The 21778-nt window shown below is 48.6% G+C and carries 24 protein-coding genes and 1 pseudogene; 1 reads left to right on the top strand and 24 read right to left on the bottom strand.

The window, feature by feature from the left end; genetic code table 11:
- Nucleotides 1-8: 8 nt before the first annotated feature.
- Nucleotides 9-863 (top strand): annotated as a pseudogene (locus tag Q0218_RS08105) (ATP-grasp domain-containing protein); the annotation flags it as partial.
- Nucleotides 864-1776: 913 nt separating this feature from the next.
- Here Q0218_RS08105 and Q0218_RS08100 read toward each other — a convergent pair.
- The 24 genes from Q0218_RS08100 to Q0218_RS07990 all read right to left on the bottom strand — a co-directional run bounded on the left by Q0218_RS08100 (nt 1777) and on the right by Q0218_RS07990 (nt 21510).
- Nucleotides 1777-2661: an EamA family transporter gene (locus Q0218_RS08100; RefSeq protein ID WP_297968486.1), complete on the bottom strand. Its 885-nt coding sequence runs from the start codon at nt 2659-2661 to the stop codon at nt 1777-1779.
- A gap of 255 nt (nt 2662-2916) precedes the next feature.
- Nucleotides 2917-3510 carry a hypothetical protein gene (locus tag Q0218_RS08095; RefSeq protein ID WP_297968484.1) on the bottom strand — a complete coding sequence of 198 codons (594 nt, stop codon included), beginning with the start codon at nt 3508-3510 and terminating at the stop codon, nt 2917-2919.
- Between the two features lie 72 nt (nt 3511-3582).
- Nucleotides 3583-3912, bottom strand: coding sequence for a WG repeat-containing protein (locus Q0218_RS11975; protein WP_366517434.1), 330 nt, complete (start codon nt 3910-3912; stop codon nt 3583-3585).
- Nucleotides 3896-4273: a WG repeat-containing protein gene (locus tag Q0218_RS08090; RefSeq protein WP_297968558.1), complete on the bottom strand. Its 378-nt coding sequence runs from the start codon at nt 4271-4273 to the stop codon at nt 3896-3898. Before Q0218_RS08090 ends, Q0218_RS11975 begins: the two co-directional genes overlap by 17 nt.
- A gap of 302 nt (nt 4274-4575) precedes the next feature.
- Complete coding sequence (locus tag Q0218_RS08085) at nt 4576-5235, bottom strand: thiamine phosphate synthase (protein ID WP_297968481.1); 660 nt, start codon at nt 5233-5235, stop codon at nt 4576-4578.
- 294 nt (nt 5236-5529) lie between these two features.
- Complete coding sequence (gene thiH / locus Q0218_RS08080) at nt 5530-6663, bottom strand: 2-iminoacetate synthase ThiH (RefSeq protein WP_297968555.1); 1134 nt, start codon at nt 6661-6663, stop codon at nt 5530-5532.
- Between the two features lie 240 nt (nt 6664-6903).
- Nucleotides 6904-7680, bottom strand: coding sequence for a thiazole synthase (locus Q0218_RS08075; protein WP_297968478.1), 777 nt, complete (start codon nt 7678-7680; stop codon nt 6904-6906).
- A 1-nt stretch (nt 7681) separates the two neighbouring features.
- A complete protein-coding gene (thiS, locus tag Q0218_RS08070) occupies nt 7682-7876 on the bottom strand; it encodes a sulfur carrier protein ThiS (protein WP_122873608.1) in 195 nt (64 codons plus the stop codon).
- A gap of 88 nt (nt 7877-7964) precedes the next feature.
- Entirely contained in the window at nt 7965-10196 is a 2232-nt protein-coding gene (locus Q0218_RS08065) for a hypothetical protein (RefSeq protein WP_297968473.1), read from the bottom strand.
- On the bottom strand, nt 10193-10714 hold the full coding sequence (locus Q0218_RS08060) for an outer membrane lipoprotein carrier protein LolA (protein ID WP_297968471.1): 522 nt from the start codon (nt 10712-10714) through the stop codon (nt 10193-10195). Before Q0218_RS08060 ends, Q0218_RS08065 begins: the two co-directional genes overlap by 4 nt.
- Entirely contained in the window at nt 10689-11120 is a 432-nt protein-coding gene (locus Q0218_RS08055; RefSeq protein WP_297968469.1) for a thioesterase family protein, read from the bottom strand. The genes Q0218_RS08060 and Q0218_RS08055 overlap by 26 nt, the downstream gene beginning before the upstream one ends.
- A gap of 1 nt (nt 11121) precedes the next feature.
- Nucleotides 11122-12819 carry a glycosyltransferase family 2 protein gene (locus Q0218_RS08050; protein ID WP_297968467.1) on the bottom strand — a complete coding sequence of 566 codons (1698 nt, stop codon included), beginning with the start codon at nt 12817-12819 and terminating at the stop codon, nt 11122-11124.
- Nucleotides 12816-14483, bottom strand: coding sequence for an AMP-binding protein (locus tag Q0218_RS08045; RefSeq protein WP_297968465.1), 1668 nt, complete (start codon nt 14481-14483; stop codon nt 12816-12818). The genes Q0218_RS08050 and Q0218_RS08045 overlap by 4 nt, the downstream gene beginning before the upstream one ends.
- Entirely contained in the window at nt 14473-15009 is a 537-nt protein-coding gene (locus Q0218_RS08040; RefSeq protein WP_297968463.1) for a DNA gyrase subunit B, read from the bottom strand. The genes Q0218_RS08045 and Q0218_RS08040 overlap by 11 nt, the downstream gene beginning before the upstream one ends.
- Complete coding sequence (locus tag Q0218_RS08035) at nt 14993-15244, bottom strand: acyl carrier protein (protein WP_002946939.1); 252 nt, start codon at nt 15242-15244, stop codon at nt 14993-14995. The genes Q0218_RS08040 and Q0218_RS08035 overlap by 17 nt, the downstream gene beginning before the upstream one ends.
- A gap of 2 nt (nt 15245-15246) precedes the next feature.
- Nucleotides 15247-15504: a phosphopantetheine-binding protein gene (locus Q0218_RS08030; protein ID WP_122862785.1), complete on the bottom strand. Its 258-nt coding sequence runs from the start codon at nt 15502-15504 to the stop codon at nt 15247-15249.
- Nucleotides 15501-16253, bottom strand: a complete 753-nt coding sequence (locus tag Q0218_RS08025; protein WP_297968460.1) for a 1-acyl-sn-glycerol-3-phosphate acyltransferase — start codon at nt 16251-16253, stop codon at nt 15501-15503. The genes Q0218_RS08030 and Q0218_RS08025 overlap by 4 nt, the downstream gene beginning before the upstream one ends.
- The gene (locus Q0218_RS08020; RefSeq protein ID WP_297968459.1) at nt 16231-16911 is read right to left on the bottom strand and encodes a beta-ketoacyl synthase chain length factor; all 681 of its coding nucleotides are present in this window, start codon (nt 16909-16911) and stop codon (nt 16231-16233) included. The genes Q0218_RS08025 and Q0218_RS08020 overlap by 23 nt, the downstream gene beginning before the upstream one ends.
- A 15-nt stretch (nt 16912-16926) precedes the next feature.
- Nucleotides 16927-17346 (bottom strand): excinuclease ABC subunit A, encoded by a 420-nt coding sequence (locus Q0218_RS08015; RefSeq protein ID WP_297968458.1) that lies wholly within the window; start codon nt 17344-17346, stop codon nt 16927-16929.
- Nucleotides 17347-17577: 231 nt separating this feature from the next.
- Nucleotides 17578-18819, bottom strand: coding sequence for a beta-ketoacyl-ACP synthase (locus Q0218_RS08010; protein WP_297968456.1), 1242 nt, complete (start codon nt 18817-18819; stop codon nt 17578-17580).
- The gene (fabG, locus tag Q0218_RS08005; protein ID WP_297968454.1) at nt 18819-19532 is read right to left on the bottom strand and encodes a 3-oxoacyl-ACP reductase FabG; all 714 of its coding nucleotides are present in this window, start codon (nt 19530-19532) and stop codon (nt 18819-18821) included. Before fabG ends, Q0218_RS08010 begins: the two co-directional genes overlap by 1 nt.
- The gene (locus Q0218_RS08000; RefSeq protein WP_297968452.1) at nt 19525-19965 is read right to left on the bottom strand and encodes a thioester dehydrase; all 441 of its coding nucleotides are present in this window, start codon (nt 19963-19965) and stop codon (nt 19525-19527) included. Before Q0218_RS08000 ends, fabG begins: the two co-directional genes overlap by 8 nt.
- The gene (locus Q0218_RS07995; RefSeq protein WP_297968451.1) at nt 19962-21128 is read right to left on the bottom strand and encodes a beta-ketoacyl synthase N-terminal-like domain-containing protein; all 1167 of its coding nucleotides are present in this window, start codon (nt 21126-21128) and stop codon (nt 19962-19964) included. Before Q0218_RS07995 ends, Q0218_RS08000 begins: the two co-directional genes overlap by 4 nt.
- Entirely contained in the window at nt 21115-21510 is a 396-nt protein-coding gene (locus tag Q0218_RS07990) for a hypothetical protein (RefSeq protein WP_297968450.1), read from the bottom strand. The genes Q0218_RS07995 and Q0218_RS07990 overlap by 14 nt, the downstream gene beginning before the upstream one ends.
- Between the last annotated feature and the right edge of the window lie 268 nt (nt 21511-21778).

Genomic DNA, 21778 nt, shown 5'->3' with positions numbered 1-21778 from the left:
TTTAGGCATTAAAATTTGCCAAACGCCTAAGCATAGCGGGCGCGAAAATCATCGGCACCAGCGCGCGCACGATCGACGTCGCCGAAGACCGCAAGAAATTTAGCGAATTTATCTCTAAAATAGGCGTCAAACAGCCGAGAAACGACACCGCGACAAGCGAAAAAGAGGCGCTAGAAAAGGCTGCGGCTATCGGCTATCCGGTACTCGTGCGTCCTAGCTACGTACTAGGTGGCCGCGCGATGAGACGAGTGCATAGCGATGAGGAGCTACGCCTATATATGAGCGAAGCGGTCAAGGTCAGCAATCACTCGCCAGTACTAATCGATAAATTTTTACAAGACGCCGTGGAGCTCGATGTAGACGCTATCAGCGACGGTAAGGACGTCTATATCGGTGCTATTATGCAGCACATCGAGGAGGCGGGCATCCACAGCGGCGACAGCGCGTGCATACTGCCTCCGCTAAATTTGACCGCGCAGATGATCGAAAAGGTAGAAAACCAAACCCGCGACATCGCGCTAAATTTAGGCGTAGTGGGGCTAATGAATATCCAGTTTGCCATATACGAGAATGAACTTTTCATGATCGAGGTAAACCCGCGTGCTAGCCGCACCGTGCCGTTTGTTAGCAAGGCCACCGGCGTGCCGATGGCAAAGGTCGCTACGCGCGTGATGTGGCAAGGAAATTTGCGCGAGGCGCTTAAATTTTACGATAACTACGGCGCAGTTTACGAGGAGCGCGGCATACTAAGGCCTCGCGTGAAAAATCACGTCTGCGTCAAAGAAGCTGTCTTTCCGTTTAACAAGCTCCCGGGTGCCGATTTGATCCTGGGCCCTGAGATGAAAAGCACGGGCGAGGTTATGGCGTAAAATAGCGCGTTAGTTAGCATGCTATCGGCCCTTGTCAGCATACCAACGCAGCATGAGATGCGAGGTAAATTTTATAACTTTTAACTACGGCGGGCGTCAAACAGCCGCGCAATCGAAGTTAGCGCCATAAAATCAACAACGGCTTTGATGCCTCATATAAACGCCTAATCAAGGCTCAAAACAAAAATATTCTTCTCAAATAGAGCACGAGCGCAGTAGTTAGACCCCCATTTGCTCCAGCAAGTAGGCGGAGTTGCGCTAATAAACTAAATTTAACGGCATTAAAAAAGAGGTTTTATTGCTCTATCTTAAAGAATAAGGCTTTATTTGCGTTTGCGGTTCTAAGACAGGCTATATAGCAAAGATAAGTAGAGCTTAGACTGCAAGAAGGAGTTTATCGCATTCTTTTAAGATTGATAAAGCTCTTATAGGCAAGGAGGGCGGTTAAATGCGGTTAAACTATATCCGGTCTAAATTTAAGCAAACGCTTGATTTGACCGGTTTATTCCGCTGCGCTACCGGCTGTGCCCAACAAGCAATGCCGAAAAATTAAAAGCAAAATTTCGCAAAAATGCGGCGGCAAGCATAAAAAAGATTGCCAAGGCCGCAGCAAATTTGCTTAAACTAGCAAAGCGCCGCCTGATGATAAGACGGCAAGCGAGCTTAAGGTTTATCTTTTTGAAGTTTTTTGTTTATCTAGCCTTCTAGCAAGGTGCAAGCAACCTTTTTGTTTCCGCCCTTCCTTACATATTTTTGTATTTTTGATTAAATTTATCGCCGTATCTAGCAACCATAAAAACGCGGTCAAAGCTTGCCATACGGCAAAATCTTTTAGGCTAAAGCAAAGACGACTCGCGGCGCTCAGAAACAAAAACTAAAAGCTCGTTTTAGCAATCCTGTGCCGAATTTAGAGCCGTTTTGCCGCCCTGCTTCGCTCATAATGCTCGATGATTTTGTTGTGAATCAGCAAAGAAATATAAATCACCGCACCGCCGAGGCAGAGTCTTAGTATATCCGCATCTTTGTGCCAAAAGACCAAATTTACGATGATGGCAGCAGGTATGAGAGCGTTATTCATGATGGCTAGGGTGCCGCTATCCACCTCGCACGCGCCTTTGTTCCATAAAAAATACCCCAGACCGCTAGCTCCGATACCAAGCCACAGTAGTACGGCACCCTGGGTTAGGTCGAGGTTGATTTTTTCCGGATTTCCAAACATAGCAAATGCTACGCCCGTAACCGCCGAGGCTCCTACGAAAAAGTAGCCAAAAACCCCTCTTTGCTCGCTAAAGCCTTGCTTTTCCAGCAGAAATTTATACGCGCTCTGTCCGACGCCAAAGCATAAATTTGCCCCCTGTACGAGCAAAAATCCATGCCAAAAGCCGGCATTTACGTTACCGTATTTGATGATGAGAGCGCCCAAAACCGCGATACCGACGCTAAGCAGATACAGTAGCCTCAGCCTGCCCGCTAGCACGTCGTAAACCACGCTCACGTAAAACGGCGTAAATATCGTAAAAAGCGCGACCTCGGCAACGCTAAGGTAGGCAAACGAGTTGTAGTAGAAGATATACATCGCGCCGATTTGCACCGCGCCGATCGCGGCTACTTTGGCGTAGAGGGCGAGGTTTTTCGCTGCAAAATCTTTAATCATAAAGGGCAAAAATACGCCAAGCGCAAGCACCACGCGCGAAAACGCGGCAAAATAGCTATCCACTCGCCCCGCCAAAAACTCGCCGATGAGGCTAAAGCTAAACGCCCAAAGCACGGTTACGAAAATTAGTTTTTTCACTTTTTCTCCATTTTTAAATCAAATTTTAGCCCAAATAGTAGCGAAATTCGCCTAAATTTTAAAGCCTAAATTTAAGCCGCAAAAGCGCCCGTATAAATCTACCCGCTCTGGCAAAATCTCGCGCAGCCGCTTACGGCTAAGCCCGTAAGTAGGCGCGTATCCGGGATGCCAAACGGGCGGCTTTACAAATTTTCTGGTTGGGGACTTTATCTTAAAAAAAGCCGACCGGCCTCGACCAAAGCTTAAAGCGCTAGATTATTTTTGCTTTTGTAAAAAAGCCGAAAAATGCTTGTATTTAGGCTCGTTGGCTAAATACTTTTGACAATCCTTTCTGATATCTAGATGCAGTCCTCTTTTATCCGTAAATCGCTGCAAAGTGGCTTGTATTTGCGGAGCGAAGCCCGCTATCTTGCGCCTAACCAAGCCCCAGATAATCGTGCTTGCAAACCGCGGATTTTCCCAAAAGTCGCTACGTTTTTGGACGATTTGTATAAATGGGATATCTAGCCTGTTTTCCCATAGCGCCAGGACAAAGTCGTGCCGTCCGCCGCCGTATTTTTCGTTTTCTATGACGGCTAAAATCGTATCGACGACCTTTTGAGAGGATTTTAACTGCGGATAAAATTTCTTCAAACCCATCATCAGCCGTAGCCCTACGGTAGCGACCCTGTACTCATACATATACTCGAAAGCAAAAGTATCTTTTTCCTTAAAGTTATCAAAAGCAAACTCGCAAGCCTCTAAAATCCACGCGCAAAGCGTATCTTCGTTAAAATTATGATCCGGGCTAATCAGCCTTTTTTCGTAGGCTATCATTTTTTCGACGATTATCTTTTTGCTTTCGTCCATTTTTGTTCCTTCGCGTTTATTTTTAGTTTATTTACCGCTTTTTAGGCGCGACGCAAACGGTTAAATTTGCGCCTACGCTATCTCGGGCGCGACCGTTTTGTCGTTTTTATCCACGATATACCATTTGTCCTCTTTTTGAGCAGAAGCGATACCGCCTTTAAAAGCGCTTGCCCTGCAGTATCTAAACGGTATCGCAACTCGTCCGTTTACGTCTAAAAAGCCGACTTTGCCGTTCTTCTCAGCCTTAGCCAGCCCATCCTCAAAAATGTCTATATCCTCAAAGTCTAGCGGAGCGAGTATATCGCCCGTGCTTGATATTAGCCCGTATTTTTCGCCCTTTTGCGCTATAAATACGCCGTCCTCGCACTCGTCTAGAAAATCGTATTCAAAGGGGACGGTTATGCCGTCTTTGCCCGCGATTGCGTACTTTTCGCCCTCGTACTACCGTAAAGCCGTTTTTGCCCGGTATACCGACCTCATTAAATTTAAAAGGTATCATAGCTTCACCGTTTTTATCTATGACTCCCCATTTTTCGCCCTTTTTCGCGCGAAATAAAGGCTCCAAGCCTGCCCCTTCATCGCCTACGATATCGCCGTATTCGCAGGGCAGGACGATTTTTCCTTGCGCGTTTGCTAGGCCGAGCTTTCCGTCTTTTTCGAGTGTAAAAAACTCGGGCAAATGCCAAACGTTATCGTAAACGCAGGGCAAAACCTCCTCGCCGCTTGAGTTTATTAGTCCCCATTTTTTGCTTTTACCGCAAATCGTAGCCAGACCGTCCTTTTAAAACTCGCCGATAAAGTCGTACTCTAGCCAGTTATCTCGCATTTATTTCCTCTAAATTTAGCTAGCGCAAAGCCCTCGCGCACCCAATTTTCAAGCCTTTTTAGAGACGCGATGCGTATTTTAGTTTAAAACGCCAAACGCACCGCAAGCGCGGTTTAACGGCGATGCGCAAAGCGACGAAATCTACGAGCTTTTGCGGCAAAGGCTAATTTTTATTTTTGTGCTACGGCTAGGATTTGATCTGATTTTCGGTACCGGCGAGTAGGCAAAGCGCCCTAAATTTAGCCTAAAAATCCCCGCATCATATATGCGCCGGTCGCGCCCGCATCCTTGATCTCGCCTAAATTTTCAAAATTTATCCCGCCGATAGCGTAGGTTTTTATTTTTAAGCTCTCGCAAATCTCCCGCAAAAATTTAAGCCCCCTACCCCGCTCCAGCGCATGAGACGGCGTGTCAAAAATATGCCCCGCCACGACGTAATCAGCACCGAGACTCTGCGCTGCCAAAGCCTGCTCTAAAGAGTGCACCGAAACGCCGATTTTGAGATTTTGCGTCAAATTCGGCGCATAAGTGCCGCCGACTTCGTCTTTATCCGCGCAAACGCTACCTGATTTAGCCGAATTTAAATCCGCTAAATTTACAGCCCGCTCGCCGCTTGACGCCCTAAATTTAGTAAAAGGAAGATGTATCTCGCAGATGCCTAGTTTACTTGCGACGCTTGAGTGAGTATGCAAAACAAGCTGCACGTTAGAGCCGCACTCTGCGATAATTTCAAGCGTTTTGCGGGCTAAATTTTCGTATTCGTCCCCTGGCAAATCGCTCTCTCTAAGCAAAATTTTATCCGCCTTGCCGCCCTGCGCTACGCACCTAACGTCCGCAAAAAAATCCTCGCTCAAACGGCGATTCGTCACCCAAACGAGCTCAAATTTACCAAAATCCATAAAACCTCATTTTTAAATTTAGATAAAAGTGCGTAATACAAAAAAATACAAAACGTCGCGAAGAATCAAAATTTAGGATTTTTGCGAATGCCTGGCGAAAAACCGCATCAAAAAAAGCCGTAAAAAGCAAATTTTACAAACCTTTTAAAGCGCAAATTTGCCCAATAAAAACGCAAAGCCTCCAAAAAGCCGCCCAAGCGCTTCAAGCCGCAATGCAAATCAAAGCAAAAACGTCACCGAATTTATAAAAAAAGCACAAGCGCAAATCCGAACCGAACACAGCGCCGACCGACCTCAAACGTAAATATGCTCGCTCATCACGGGCTGTAAATTTAGCCCTCGCACGGCGCCTAGTATCTCATCAACCGAGCGCGCGTCGCTGATCTCAAACTGCTCGTCGCCCTTTTTGGCCTTATCAGAGTGCGTCCCCACGCCCGTGCTAACGCCGGCTGAAATTTTGTTCGCGGCGACTGCGATGACGCCGTCCCTGAAGCGCGCCGACTCGCGCGTAGAGATCGTGATATTTGCATAGGGCAAAAAAAGGCGGTACGCACAGATGACCTGAAATAGCGCCCTCTCATCAACGTCCCTCGGGCCGACGTGAGCCTTGTTTATCGCGGGGCGAAGGCGCGGGCAAGATAGAGCGATCTCGGCGTGCGGGTACTTTTGCTGGATAAGATGCGCGTGCAGCGCGGTGGCTAGCGCGTCCTTCCTAAAGTCGTCAAGCCCCAAAAGTGCGGCAAATCCGACGCTGCGCATACCGCCCATAAGAGCGCGCTCCTGGGCGTGGAAGCGGTATGCAAACGAGCGCTTGACGCCGCCGAGGTGAAATTTCGCGTAGGCAGCAGGGTCGTAAGTCTCCTGAAAAACCACGACGTAGTCTGCGCCGCAACCGTGCAAAAACGCGTATTCGTCGGCATTTAGCGGATAGATCTCGACGCCTACGTTGCTAAAAAGCCTAGACGCCTCCTTGCAAACCTCGCCGATGTAGCCCAGGTCGCTTTTTTTAGCGCTTTCGCCGGTTAGGATCAGCACGTCTTTTAGCCCGCTTTTTGCGATGTTTGCTAGCTCCGTCGCAGCCTCGTCCACCTTTAGCCGTACGCGCGAGATTTTATTTCGCGAGCTAAAGCCGCAGTAGACGCAGTCGCTATCGCAAAAATTTGAGATATAAAGCGGCGTAAAAAACTGCACCGAGTTGCCAAACTGCCTGCGCGTCCTATCTCGCGCCGCCTCCGCCATCTCGCCTAAAAATGCGCCCGCAGCGGGGCTTAGAAGCGCTTTTAGACCATCTATGCTTAGATTTTCTTCGCCAAGAGCGCGCTTTACGCTGAGAGCATCAAATTTCTCGTAGTCGTAGCCCTCTCGCGCGGCTAGCACCCGCCGCATCAGCGTTTCGTCGATACGCTGGGCGCCCTGCGCATACTCCATCACGTCTATATTTTTCAAATATTTCTCCGTTTTTCGTCTAAATTTTAGGCGTTAAATTTGATAGTTTTTAGGACGCAAGGCGGCAAATTTGACGCGCCCGGACCCGCGCCTTTACGGCGCTAAATTTAAAACTCGGCAAATTTATCAAATTTAAAATTCGCAGAATTTAACGAGGCAAATTTAATCATCGCCCGCCTCAAATTTGACGCCGTTTTTATATCATCAAATTTAAAGCCGACTTTACTCCAAAAATCCCGTCAGCGGACTCGACGCCCTAGCACTCTCGCTTACATTGCCAAGCCCCGATAAATACGCCAGCCTGCCCGCCCGTATCGCTAGCGCAAAGGCTCGCGCCATCGTTTTTACGTCGCCCGCAGTCGCGATAGCGGTGTTTGCCATGACGGCCGCACAGCCCATCTGCATCGCTTCGCACGCCTGCGCTGGACTGCCGATACCCGCATCCACGATCACGGGCAGGTCTATCTCGGCGAGTAAAATTTTGATAAATTCGCGCGTACAAAGGCCTTTGTTCGTCCCGATCGGAGCGCCCAGCGGCATCACGCACGCAGCCCCCGCCGACGCCAGATCGCGCGCTACGTTTAGGTCGGGATACATATATGGCATCACGACAAAGCCCATGCTTGCGAGTTTTTCAGTCGCTTTTATCGTCTCGTAGTTATCTGGCAGCAGGTATTTGCTGTCTCTGATGACCTCAACCTTCACGAGATCGCCGCAGCCGGCCTCGCGCGCTAGCTTTGCGATACGCACGCACTCTTCGGCGTTCCTGGCGCCTGAGGTGTTTGGTAGCAGCGTCACGCCCTTTGGGATAAAGTCCAGGATATTTTCGATCCCGCCCTCGTTCACGCGCCGAAGCGCTAGCGTGACGATCTGCGCGCCCGCCTCGTGTACCGCGGCCTCCAAAAGAGGTAATGAAAATTTACCCGATCCCAGGATAAAGCGCGAGCTAAATTTATGCCCGCCAAGCTCTAAAATATCGTTATTTTCATCAAATTTCATCTCAACCTCCCCCGACAAAATGCACTATCTCGGCCGAGTCGCCGTCTCTTAGCACCGTATCAAATTTATCTTTTGGCAAGATTTCGCCGTTTAGCTCGACCGCGATACGCTCAGGCTTTAGCCCCTTTGCGGCTAGCAGTTGCGCTACGGTTTTGCCGATAAACTCGCCCCCATCTTTGCCGTTTATTTTTAGCATTTTCTTTCCGTTTTATTAAATTTAGCGCGCCCGTGCGGGTCAAATTTCGCGCTGCGTAAGCTCGCGATTATACCGCTTTTTGCTAAATTTAATCCAAATTTTTCATCGCAAGCGCGCATGCGGAAAGCCCGTAAAATGCGACGCAAAGGCTAACTGCTAGCCCAAAAACGCTAACTGCGGGCGTCTGGCTAAAACTAAGCGCAAAAAACGAGATAAAGCTCGTGATAAACGCGGCAAATATCCCAAAAACGCGCTCCCGCCGCGACAAGTCGTCGTTTAGCGCAAAAATGAGATAATCAATCCCGACCGCGCTTGCCAAAATGAGCCCGAAAATAGCAAAAATATTTACGTGGGCGCCAAGCGCCGCAAAAGCGCAAAGCACGGCTAGCACGCCAAGCGCGATGACGCTCATAACCAAAAGCGAGCGCGCCGCCCCGAAAAACGCCCATAAAAGCGCAAATGCGACCAAAAACGCGCCGCCTTTTAATACCGCGGCCCAGGCCTTGGCTTCGGTCAAATTTTGATTTAGCGCGCCGACGAAATCCACGCTAAAAGCGCCGTTTGCTTTTAAAATTTCATCCGTTTTCGCACTGCTTTCAAGCCCCTCGGCATATATCGCGCTCGTGCTAGCGTCAGGCAAAAATCTCGTCAAATTTTTCGCCGCGTCAAATTCTAAAATCTCGCTAGCGCCGATAGTTTTGGCATTTGCGATCTTTTCAAGCTCAGATTTTACTAGCTCGCTAGGCAAGCCAAACTGAGCGTAAATTTTAAAAATTCCCTCGTCCTGCGCGGCCTCTTTAAAGATATTTTTTACATTTTCCTGCTCGGCCAGGCTTAGGATAAATTTAGAAATCGATGCGTAGTCTTTGACGAGATTTGCCTGCTTTAGCTCGCACATCAGCCGCTTTTCGTCGCTGACTAGATCGTCTCCGCTCTTTAGCACGATGACGGAGTTTTGCGGCGCGGCGCCCGTTATCTCGCTGATCTTTTTAGACTGCTCCAGTAGCTGCGCGGGCGAGTTTGCGTAGTCTTTTATCTGCTCGGGCGCGCTTAGACTTTTAAAATTTAGCGCCAAAATTCCCGCGCAAAGCGCAAATGCGGCGAGTAAAGTTTTTAAATTTATCGCTCCCGCCGCGCGCTCGCAAAATCCCGCAAATTTATCAAAAAATCTCGAAAACGCGGCGCCTTGCGAAAACGTGGCACCCTCAAATATAAAAGGCAAGCAAAAATAGGTAAATAAAAACGCCCCAAGCAGCGTAAATAGCGAAAATATCGCGGTTTGACGCAGCAGCTCAAGCGACGAAAAAGCAAAAACGCCGTATCCGCTCATCGTGATGCAAAGCCCGAGCAAGAAAATCTTAAGCATCGGACGCACGCTCGCAGCCGCCACGGGCGCGTTTTGATTTTTACCCAGCCAGTGTAGCGCAAAATCAAACATAAGGCCCACGAGGCTCGTTCCGATAACCACGACCATGACGCTAAGGCTCTCGTAGATCAAAAGCGAGGCCGCAAGCCCGCACGCAAAGCCGAAAATCGCGACGAAAACGACGCAAAAAATGCGCAAATTTTTAAAAGCAAGCAGCAAAAAAATCGCGCAAAGGCTAAGCGAAGCCGCGCTCATAACGGCACTTTCTTTGTCGCCGCCCGCTTTTCCGTAGGCTCCGTATAGCGCGCCGCAGCTAGCGTAAGCCTGCACTGCGTCCTGCGCCGCCATCTCGCGTACGTCTTCATAAAATTTGATCAAATTTCGCGGCTCGTAGCCGAGCTTAAGGCGCGCTTTTACGAGGTAAAATTTCACGCCCTCGCTCGCGGCTTCCAGCATCAAATTTGACAAATTTAGGCTGATTTTTGATCTCTCTAGGCTCATGTGCGAGCTTAAGGCAAAAAAATCGTCCTTCGCGTTAAGCGGCTTAAAAGCGAATTGATTAAATAAATTTTGCGCGCTTTGTTTAAAAAATTTGTTTTTGTCTTTTACCAAAAGCTCATAGGTTTGCTCGTTTAAAAGCGCGATTTTTAGGGTATTTAGCTGAGTTAGATACGAGGTTAAATTTACGTCCTGCTTTGCGCGGTACTCTTCAAAAACTCCGCTTTGCGCGGCTAAAATTTCGCTTTTTTCTAAAAACTCGGGCGAATTTGAAACTAGCAAAAACTCGTTTGAAGCGCTATCAAGCATCGCTTTTAATGCGGTTTGCTCGGTAGAGTTTTCAAAATTTACGAGAGAAAAAATATCCGCGTTTATCTTTTTCGCGTTTGCAAAACAAACGGCGAGCGCGGCTAAAAACGCCGCTAAAAAGATAAAAAAACGCGCGGATTTTTTCATTTTACGTTGTAAAAATCATTTACCGTTTTATCGCCGCTAACCTCGTTTAGCACGATCTTGCGGACGAATTTATCGCCTCCGACTAAGATGCGCGTAAAGATTTGCTTTAGCAACAAATTTTTGGGCGTCAGCTCGATCTTCCAGTTGTTTTTATCGCCTGAGATTTTAAAGATAAATTCCTTCTCAAGCTCGTCTTTATCAAGCTTTATGATGGATAAAAAGAGCTTTTTATCAAAATTTTGATCGATTTTTATGAGCTGATTGCCGCTTTTTTGAAAGATGCCGCGCTCGTTTATGACGATGCTAACCGCGATGGGACTTAGCGTGTCGTAGAGCAGTTCGCTTTGACTGAGCTCAAATTTACCGTAGCTTTTAAACTCCACGTTAAAACCGCTCAAAAACTTCGTCTGAGCAAACTCGCCGCTGATATTTTGCGTTTTGATTTGAGATTTTATCTCGTTAAAATCAAGCCCCATTAGGCTCGCAGCCAAACTAAAAATTATCGCTATTTTTTTCATTTATATACCTTTTTACTGCATTTTGTAGCTCTTGCGGGATCTCAAAGCACGTCTGCATCGCGCGCATATCCACGGCCGCCTGCGAGCTCGCGCCCGTGCACAGCGTCTCGCCTGTTTTGGCGCTTTTTACGACGTAGCCGATCCTTAAAAAGCACTCGCACTCCTTTAGCGTCGCCTCCACCTCGATCTCATCGCCAAAAAACACGGGCTTAATATATTTTGCTTCGATTTTTACGATCGGGTACGCGTAGCCGTCCGCCCTCATCGCCTCGTAGTCGTAGCCTATCTCCTCTAGCAGCGCGCATCTAGCCGTCTCGAAATACTTCACGTAGTTGCCGTGCCACACGACGTTCATGCTGTCCACGTCGTAAAACTGCGCCTTTAGCGCGACTGATTTTGATATCATCTCATCTCCAAAAATCAAAAAAATTAAACCACTGCGTAGGCGTTTGCTTGCAGCGATTTTCCAGCTCGCGGACGTAAATTTGTAGATACTGGCGCGCTGCGGCGGCTTTGTCTCGCCCCAGTTTTACGGCGCTTGCTAGCGGTACGAGCTCGATCCTAAATTTACTGCCGATCTTCTGGCACCACAGCGAGCTTATCTTCACGCCTAAAATCCCCGCGATCAAGTAAGGACCATAGTTAAAGCTCGCCTCCTTGCCTAGAAATTTCACGCGCGCGGCCTTATCGCCGCCAAGAGGCGTCCTGTCGCCCATTATGCCGATGTGCTCGCCGCTTTCAACGATATTTTTTAGCTCCAGCATCGCGGCTACGTCTAGCTTATTTACCGCCATCATGCGCACGCTGCCGCCGTTTTGGCTGATTTCGCGCAGCACTTCGTTAAATTTACGCGAGTTCTCGTCATAGGTCAAAATCACCATCCTAAAGCCCTCGACCCGCGCAGCCAAAGCCTTGCAAATTTCGACGTTTCCAAGGTGCGCCGTGAGCAAAATTTGCCCCTTTTGCGCGCCGATTAGTTCGCTTTTTATGCGCTCTAGGTCTATGATCTCTAGCTCGTCATCTTTGATCTTGCCTTTCCAGACTCTAAATTTATTGCAAATAGCTCCGCCAAACGCCTCAAAATGGCTAAAAACGCTCGTTTTTTTTAGCGTCTGCGCGCCCGCAAATTCGCTTAAATTTCGTCTAAACTCGGCGATATTTTCGCGCTCGTTTTTTGAAAATAAATAATAAAACCAAACCACGATTTTAACGATAAGCTTTAGCGCAAACTCAGGCAAAATTTGCGACAAAAATAGGCTAAGCCTTAGAAAAAATACTCCTCCTCTTTCCTGCTTTTTCCACCAGAGGTTTTGCTCGGCATTTTCTTGAGGCTCTACGGAGATTTGGGTGCTTGTCCCGTTTTTTTCGCCCAAATTTAACCCGCACGCTCGCCAAATTTTACCCGGCGCGAATTTAGGCAGAGAAAAAAAGCATTTTGCGTGCATGAGGCTGATTAGCGCGTTATCGCGCAGCATCTTAAAGTGCGAAACGCCGCCCTTTTCGTAGCGTACGTACGTATCGATCCAGCGCACGTTAATGCCCTGCCTTACGGCATTTACGAGGATTTCGATGTCAAATTCCATCCTATTTGTTTTGCTTTTTGCCGCCGCTTTTTTAAGCTGCTCCAAAGGATAAACGCGAAACCCGCACATAGCATCTTTGACGACAAGACTTAGCGTATTTATCGCGACCCAAAAATTCGTGATTTTTCTGCCGTAAACGCGAGATCTCGGCGCATCATCGCCGTAGATGGGATTTGCGCAGACGATGCTTTGCGGGTGCGCCCGGCTCTGCTTCAAAAACTCGCCGATGAGGGCAACGTCGTGCTGAAAATCGGCATCGATTTGCAAAACATGGCTAAAACCGCGCTCCAGCGCAAATTTAAACCCGTCCTTCATCGCGATACCCTTGCCGCCGTTTTGCGCGCGCGTGAGTAGCAAGATGTCCTCCGTGCGCTCAAGCTCCGCTAAGATTAGCTTGCTAGCCTCGTCCGAGCCGTCGTCCACGACGATAACTGGCAGCTTGTAAGCTTTTAGCGCGGCGATCAGGGCTTTGATATTTTGCGGATGATTGTAAAAGGGCACTAAAAACGCAAATTTATTCAAAGCGCCGCCCTGCCGACCGAGCACTTTTCGCCGTTGCAAAATAGCTCAAAGTAAAGCTTGCCGCCGCGTTTTTCAAAACAAACTAGGAGCAAATCGCCCGGTCTTACAAACTTCATAAATTTTAGATTTTCCACAGCGCTAGCACCGCTAACGTCGATACCCACGCCGCAAGCTAGCTCAAAGACGTAGTCAAGCTGCATAAATCCCGGCAGCAGCGGTAAATTTGGAAAATGGCTCTCGAAAATCTCAAGCCCGGCGTGCATAACGGCGCTAAATTCGTATTTTTGCGCTGAGTTTTCTAGCCGCTCGCCGCTCCCCTCAAATTTAGCGCAGCCGCAGTTTAAGCCGCTCGCTAAATTTTGGCCGCTTTTATAAATTTGACCGCCGCAAATTTCGCCCGCCTCATTTACGCGCCCGCCGCTCCAGACGAGCTTAGGACTAGCAAATAGCGCATTTTCAAATTCGCTTTTTTCAAATTTACCCTGCTGATTTCGCGGCATTTTTTCCACGATTTTAAAGTATCGCACGCTGTTTTTAAACTCAAGCTTCAAAAGCTCTTTTAGCTCGGCCGCAACGCCTTTTTTGCCGATTTTTCTAAATTTTTTTAGCCCCTCACAGTTAAGCTCTAAAAGCGCGGCGATACGTTTAAATTTCGGATGCGGCGCGCAGTAGCAGTCCGCGAGCAGGCCGCTTTCTAGCAGCTTTGCTTCGATGCTCTCCAGGCTCACGCGCTTGTCGTTTAGCTTAACTATGCGGTCTATCCTGCCTTGTAGCGCGAGGCGGTTATCGCCAATGCTAGCCGCGTCGTTAGTCTGAAAAAACTCGCACCAAGGCGAACTCACGTTTAGCGCGCCCCTACCGTCCAGCCCGGCATTCACCGCGCCAAACAGCCTAAGCCCGCACCCCTCGTCTCTAGCTACTATGCCAGTTTCCGTGCTGCCGTAGATTTCGATGATCCGCGCGTCGCAGATTCGGCCTAGCTCGTCTCTTAGCTCTTTTTTTAGCGGCGAACCCGCGCTTACGATCCCGCTTAGTCCTTTTAGCGCGCTTGCGGCGGGGCTTTGAACTAGCGCGCCTAGTAGTACGGGACTAGCGATAAATACGTGATTTGCAAGCTCTAATCCCAAAATCGCCTCGGGGTAGTTTAGCTCGTCAGCGATGACGCTAGCGCCGAGAACTAGCGGCAAAAAGACCTTAAACGTAAGCCCGAACATGTGCCTGTGCGAAACGCTCGAAAAAAAGGTGTTTTGGCTGCTAAAATTTAGCTCGGTGGCCAGATACTCGCTCTCTTTTATCATCTGCGCGAGCGACTTTTCTATCATCTTGCTTTTGCCGCTTGAGCCGGAAGTCTGCAGGTAAAATTTAGCCTGCGGATCAAATTTGAGTCCGTTTGCGGGCTTGATTGAGAGAAAATTTGAAAAATTTTCGTCGTTTACGGCAGTTAAATTCGGCTCATAAACCGGCTTTGCCAGCACGTAAGGCGCCGCGCCCGCTAAAAGCGAGCCAAAAAACGCGGCGTAAAATTTAAACGCGCCATCTAGATAAATTTGCAGCTCTTTTATGCCGTTTTTTTCTAAAAACGCGGCGACTCTAAGACACGCGTCAAAGACGTCGCGCGAGTCGTCCGCAAATCTAAAATTTTTTAAATTTTCTTCAAAGCTCATCGCTCTTTATAAATCTCTTTCTAAATAAAATTTCCCCGAAAAACAGCGCCCCCATCAGCGCGTAAGATACCGCGCCGCTATAAACGCTCCAGTAAAACTTATCCTCCATCAAGGCTAGCGCAAGCGATATGGCGGCGTTAAAAATAAAAAACGCGCACCAAATTTTAGTCAAATTTCGCGTATAGATCACGCCTTTTTCATCCAAATCAGGCTCTTTTAGCCTTGCGATTTTGGTGATGACGGCTTCGTTTTTTAGACTAAAAGCAAAAAACGCTAAAAACGCCAAACTAACCAAAACGGGATAAAGATACGCTAAAAATCCGCTTTTAAAAATCACACAAACTATGAAAAAAACGGCGGCAAGGACGCTAAGCTTCCTCTCAAAGCCGCTTGAATACGCTCCGCGCGCTATCCACAGCGCGGCAAGCGCCCAAACGACCCAAAAGGCAAAATCACCCGCGAAAAATAGCGCGAACGGATAAAGGACGCTAACTACGCTTAGGGCGATTTTAAGCTTGCTCGTCAAATTTTTTAGCCACCGCGTTTACGATGTCTTCGAGCGTTTTTACGTTTTTAAAGTCTTCAGGCATCAATCGGTGTCCCGTTTTGCGCTTGATGTGGTCTATTAGATCGATCGCGTCGATGCTATCTATCTGCAAATCCTCGTAGATGCGCGTTTGCGGCGTGATTTTGGCCTCGTCGATCTCAAAAAGCTGCACTAACGCGGACTTTAAAATCTCAAAAATTTCTTCCTGCTTCATCGTTATTTCCTGTTTTCAAAGATATATTGCGCGAGGCTTTTTACGCTGTAAAAAATCTCTTTTAAATTTGCGGTTTTAGAATCAAGCACTAGGCCGTAGCTTTTTTGCACCGCAAGGCCAAGCTCGAGCGCATCGACGCTATCAAGCCCTAGCCCTTCGTTAAAAAGCGGCGCGTTTTCGTCGATATCGCTTGGTTTCATATCCTCCAAATTTAAGCTCTTTATGATGAGCTCTTTTATCTCCTCTATTAGTTCGTTCATCGTTTAAACTCCTTCGTATAATTTTCGCTGATAAAAGCGTGCAGCTCTCTAGCCCTGATCGGGTTTGGCCTATGCGCGCAAAAACCGTCCAAATTTAGCCTAAAAAGCTCTTTGAACTCGTATTTTATCATAACGCCGGGGGTTTTGTACCAAGGCTCGTGTTTTTTGAGACTGGGCGGATCCATTTTGATGGCGAGGGCGACTAGCTGTTTTGCCGCATTTACCGCGATATAGGCGGCTGCTTTATGAAATACGATCTCGCCTGCAGTGCGCGTGCCTTCTGGAAATATTATCAAGCTCTCGCCGCTTTTTAGGGCATCCGCGCTTTTTTGCAAGAGCTCCTCGTTTGCCGTGTTTAGGATGTAGCCGCAGGATTTTATCGCGGGAGCTAAGAAAATATTTTTACCCAGGCCCCCTTTTACCACGCAGTTTGCGCGGGGGATGAGCGCTATCAAAAATACGACGTCTAAAAGCGACGGGTGGTTTGCGATGATTATCTGCGAAGCGGTGCCAAGCTCTGAGGGAAGGTTAAATTTAGTGCGCTGATAGCCGCAAATTTGCGTAGAAAATATAAAAAATCTCCAAGCCAAACGCACCAGATCGCGGCAAAAATAGCGAATAAATTTAAATTTATAAAGTCCAAGAAGCGCGACCGGGATAAAGATCAAATTTCCAAGCGCGCAAATGAGTCCAAATAGCGCGAAATTCGCCCCGACGATAAAAATTCTAAACCCGCGACGAGGGCTCATAATCCCACCGCCAAGCGGAGTTTTTATCCGCGCTTTGCCAAGAGCATTTTTGCTTCGGATTAAAATTTTGCAAAAACTTAACGAGCAAATTTTCATCCGTTTTGCCGTCTGATTCACATTGCGACAGGCTTAAATTTTCGCCCTCGCTAACTAGCAAACAAACCATACAAGAGGGCGCAAACTCATCAAAATACTCCTGCGAAATGCTCTCGTGATAGGCTAAAACCAGGACGTTTTTGGCTCCGCTTTTTAGCATCAGATGCGCCTGCACCAAAGCATACTCTAGCGGCGCGTATGCAGAAACGGCCGAGATTTCGCTATTATTTTTAAAATTTATCGCTAAAAGCGAGGAAAGGGCGTTGTGTACCGAGAGCGAAAACGAGGTCGGCGATATGAGTTCGCCGCGAGCTAGCGTATTTTGCAGCTCAAAACAGCGATTTATCTCGCCCTCATAAGAGCTAAAAACGATAGGCATATCAAGCGGCGCGATGTTTTTGGTTAGGTCAAAAGCGCATTTTGCCGCACGGCTAAGCCTGCGGCGCTCAAGCAGAGGCACGTGCGAGACGTCAAGCTCCCTCTCGTATGCCGCCAGCTTCGCATCTTGCGCGCCGTTAAAAACTACCGCGTCAAAAAAATCGAGTTTAAAATTTAGCCCCATTGCTCCTTTTGCCGCCTATTTTGCTATATCGCCTTTTAGCGTTACGCCCGCCATCAAAGCGCCTGCGCCGCACTGAAACTGCGTTTTGGAGTCAAAAGGCTGTTTTTTGTAGTAGCCGGTTAAATTTACCACTCTCGAGCCGCCCTCTTGCACCGCGCGCTCTTGGAAGGTTTTTACCGCCGATAGAAACGCCCACTCGCATGCCTCTTTGTCGCTTTTGTTAAAGGCATTGGTTTTTTTGTTCGCCATTAGGCCGCTTTTGATGATACCGCCTTTCGTACCCGAGCCAAAGCTTAGCTTGATGTTTGGATTTAGCACCTCTTTAGCCTTTGGCGAGTTTAACGCCTCCTCGATCGAAAAGTGCTGCACGTCGTCGCGCGCGCTCAAATTTAAAGCCAAGGCGCAAACGCCTGCTAAAACTAATAATTTTTTCATTTTTTCTCCTTTATTTTGCCGTATTAGCGCGTAATATTACCGTAAATTTCGTTAGTATAAACATAAAAGCTCGGTTTTAGCCCAAATTTTACCCCGCAAAGGCAAACGACGCTCGCGGTCTTACTTTGCTTTATCTTTAAAAGCATTTGCCTAGCAAAAGCGCCGTTTGGGGCTTTATTTTTTAAAGGCGACGTTAGCCGCCGATGTTTAGACTCGCTTTGCCGCTTGGTTTTAAATTTTTTTAAAAATTAGCGATGTATTTACTCCGCCAAAAGCAAAGTTGTTGCTCATCACAAAGTCTGTATCTATCGCCGTTTGCTCGGTCAGGTAAAAAAGCCGCGCGCACTCCGGATCGACGCGGGTCAAATTTATCGTCGGGAAAAATCTCTTCTCTCGCATCATCATCACGCTAAATATCGCCTCCAAACCGCCGCAAGCGCCTAGCGTATGGCCGAGGTAGCTTTTTAGCGAGCTAATAGCGATCTTATCGCCGAAAAGCTCGTTTGTAGCGATACTCTCGGCTATATCACCCTGCTTAGTCGCCGTAGCGTGAGCATTTACGTAGCCGATCTTTTCCGGCGTTAAATTTGCGTCTTTTAGGGCTAGAGCCATCGCGCCTTTCATCGTCGCGCTTTGCGGGCGAGTGACGTGCGAGCCGTCGCAATTTGAGCCAAAACCCACGACCTCGGCGTAAATTTTAGCTCCGCGTTTTACGGCGCTCTCTTCGCTCTCTAGCAAAAGTATCCCAGCGCCCTCGCCTAGCACTAGCCCGTCGCGCCCCTCGTCAAAGGGAGCGGGCGAAATTTCAGGCGAGCCATTTTTCACGCTAGTGGCATAAAGCATGTCAAACACGTACGCCTCGCTCGGGCACAGCTCCTCTGCGCCGCCAGCTAGCATCATGTCGATCTTGCCGCTTTTAATGCTCTCGTAGGCGTATCCGATCGCGTGCGAACCGCTCGTGCAGGCCGATGACGTCGGGATAATGCGACCTTTTAGCGAGTAAAAAAGCGCGATATTTGCCGCCGTGGTGTGAGGCATCATCTTGATGTAGGTGTTGGCATTACACTCGTTTTCGCCGCGCTCTAGCAGTTTTGCCATCGCCAGTATCGACTCGGTGCTGCCCGTGGACGAACCGCACGCGACCCCTAGACTGCCCTCTTGCACGCTAGGATCGAGGCTCGCGGCGTCTAAATTTTCGCCTCGCATCAGCCCTGCGTCTCTTAGCGCCAGACCCGCCGCCTCGACGCTATACATCGAGACTATGCCTAGGCTTCTTAGCTGCTTGCGGTCCCACGAGCTAGGGCACTCGTAGCCCTCTATGGGTGCAGCCAGGCGGGTATTTAGATCCTCATATCTATCCCACTGCCGCATATATCTCACGGCGTTTTTGCCAAGCTCAAATTTAGCCCTTATCTCGTCCCAACTCTTGCCAAATGCGCTCACCATGCCCATGCCGGTTATAAAAACTCGCATCAGCAAAGCCCTCCGTTTACGCCGATAACCTGCCTCGTTATGTAGGCTGCGCCCTCGCTTAGCAAAAACTCGACTAAAGGCGCGACCTCGTCTGCTTTGCCCGCTCTTTTAGCCGGGATCGCCTTTAAGATCTCCTCCATCGGCAAACCGCCGTCCGTCATATCAGTCTCGATGAGTCCGGGCGCAATGCAGTTTACGGTGATGTTCCTGGAGGCTAGCTCGACGGCTAGGGATTTTGCCGCGCCGATGAGACCTGCTTTGCTAGCCGCGTAGTTACTCTGGCCGCGGTTGCCGACGACGCCTGAGACCGAGCTCATGACGACGATACGAGCCGGCTTTTTAGCGCGGATCATAGGCATGAGAGCGGGCTTTAGGACGTTATAAAAGCCGTTTAAATTCGTATCCACGACGCCGAACCAATCCTCGTCCTCGATCGCTACGAATGTATTATCGCGCGTGATGCCGGCGTTTAGCACGACGGCGTAGTAAGCGCCGTTAGCCTCTATATCGGCCTCGATCGCCGCCCTTGCCGCCTGCGTATCGGCTACGTCAAATTTTAAAGCGCTCAAATTTAACTCGTTTTGCAAATTTAATAATTGCTCGCTCGCGCTTTTGCCGTGCAATACGACCTCGTATCCCGCCGCCGCCAGCCGCCTAGCTACCGCTTCGCCGATGCCGCGACTCGAGCCCGTTATCAGCACTCTTTTACTCATCTAGTATCCTTTTTACGTATTCCTCGTCCGGGCTTAGCACGTTTAGCGTCGCGCGCGCTCCAAGCTCGCCGTTTACGTAAAGCTCGCAGTCGTAAACTCCAAAACCGCTTGCGTCTTGTATCGAGCAAGCAGCTTCGATGACGACTTCGTCTCCGACCTTTAAAAACTGCTTAAATATTTCAAATTTTCTACTACCCAGCAAAAAGCCCAGTCCAAATTTCATCCCCTTTAGCTCGCGCATCTTCGAGTCGTAGATGCCCAGTGACTGAGCCATCATCTCGACGGTTTTATGCATGGCGAATTTGCTGTCCACTAGAAATTTATTATCCTCTTTTATCACGCTTTTGGTCTTTATGCGCCCTTCTTCAAATTTAAGCACCTCGTCGATAAAAATGATCGCCGTGCTGTGCGGGAGATAACCCTCTAGGCTCATTTCGCCCTCCCAAACACGATCGCCGCGTTATCGCCGCCGAATGCAAACGACAGCGACATAGCTGAATTTACGACCGCTTTTTGGCCAAATTTTACCAAATTTACCCTCTCTATCTCATCATCATAAACGCCGTCATACACGTGCGGCGGTAGCGCGGTTTCGCCCTTAGCGCAAAGCATGGCGCAAAGCGCGCTCTCGATGGCTCCTGCGGCTCCTAGCGTGTGGCCGATTAGAGGCTTGACGGAGCTTGCGGGTACGAGCGGCAAAAGCGAATGCACGATCTTTGCCTCGATTTTATCGTTTGCCTGCGTGCCCGTGCCGTGTAAATTTATATAATCAACGCTGCCTAAATTTGCAGCCCGAAGCGCCTTTTGCACGCACTTTGTTTGCATCTGAGCGCTAAAATCGGGCTGCGTCATATGAAACGCGTCGCAGTTTGAGTGCTCGCCCGAGATAACTACGTTTGAGATTTCATCCCTGCTCGCCACGAAAAAGGCCGCGCCTTCGCCGATATTTATACCGTCGCGATTTTTGGAAAACGGATTGGTCTCGCGCGCGCTTAGGATACCTAGGCTATCAAAGCCGTTTATCGTTAGCGTATTTAGGCTATCCACGCCGCCGCAGATCACGGCGTCGCAGATACCGGGTTCCAGCAGCCTTTTTGCCGTTATGATCGCCTTGACACCCGAGGTACAGGCCGTCGAGACGGAAAACGCAACCGAGCTAAGCCCGTAAAAATCGGCGATAAATTCGGACGGATTGGCTAAGGAGTTGCGACTGACGCCGAATTTTGAAGCATCAAAAAAACCCGTCGCGGCAAAATCCTTAAACGTTTCGTAGTTTTCCTCCACGCCGCTAGTAGTCGTGCCAACTACTACGCCGACGCGATTTTTGCCGTACTTTTTGATAGCGTCTCGCACGTCTTTATCTATCTGCAAAAGCGCGCTTAAAACCAGAGCGTTCGTGCGCGTTTGCAAGTGTTTTGGTGTATTTTGGCTAAATTTAGCCAGCGGCGCGCGGGCTTTGCCGAGGATAAAGCTTTTATCCGCCCTAAAGCCTTCACAAACGCTCAAAAATCTCTTTTCGCCGCATAAATTTGCAAAATTTTCCTCCGCATCGGCTCCGGCTGCGCTGATGAGGGCTGGCTTGCTAACGTATATCAAGGGCTCTCACCTTAAAATTTTCGTTATTTGCTGTTATGACGGCCCCTTTTTGATTTGACTTTACGATACTTAGCACTTTAATAAAAAGCTCGTTGTAGGCACTATTTGGCGGTAAAAAGCCGATAGCTTCAAATTCGCCGCTCGGCCTTAAAACTCTTCTAGCCAGCGGAGTACCCATGGAGTTTATCATCGTAAAATAAAAATCATCTTTTTCATGCGAAATATAGAGTAAATTTGAGCCGCTTTGAGAAATCACTTCAAACTCGCGTTTATCGAAATTTACGATCTGCGGAACATCAAATTTAGCCTTCGCCGCGCATCCGCAAAAAAAGATCGTCGCCGTAAAAATAAGTAAAAATTTAAAAGCTCTTTTAAGCCTCACTCGCTAGCCGCCATATTAAAATCTTTATTGTTTTTTAGAATAATTTTAAATTATATCTTTTTTACCTTAAACCTACAGCGCAGAGCTTGCCTCCGGCTAAAGGCCGCGCAAATTTACGAATGCGAATTTGGCGGCATACGAGATTTAAGCGCTTAAAATAAGCTAATCTACTCCCCCAGCCCCATCCTCACGCGGTTTACGCAAGTAGCCGCTAGTAAAAACACCGCTACGTAAAGCACCCAGACGCTCCACGCGGGCAGCTGTCCCA

It is taken from the genome of uncultured Campylobacter sp., assembly GCF_938039245.1.
GTDB lineage: Bacteria > Campylobacterota > Campylobacteria > Campylobacterales > Campylobacteraceae > Campylobacter_A.
The sequence above is the reverse complement of the archived record's forward strand: the minus strand, read 5'-3'. Positions and strand labels throughout refer to the sequence as shown.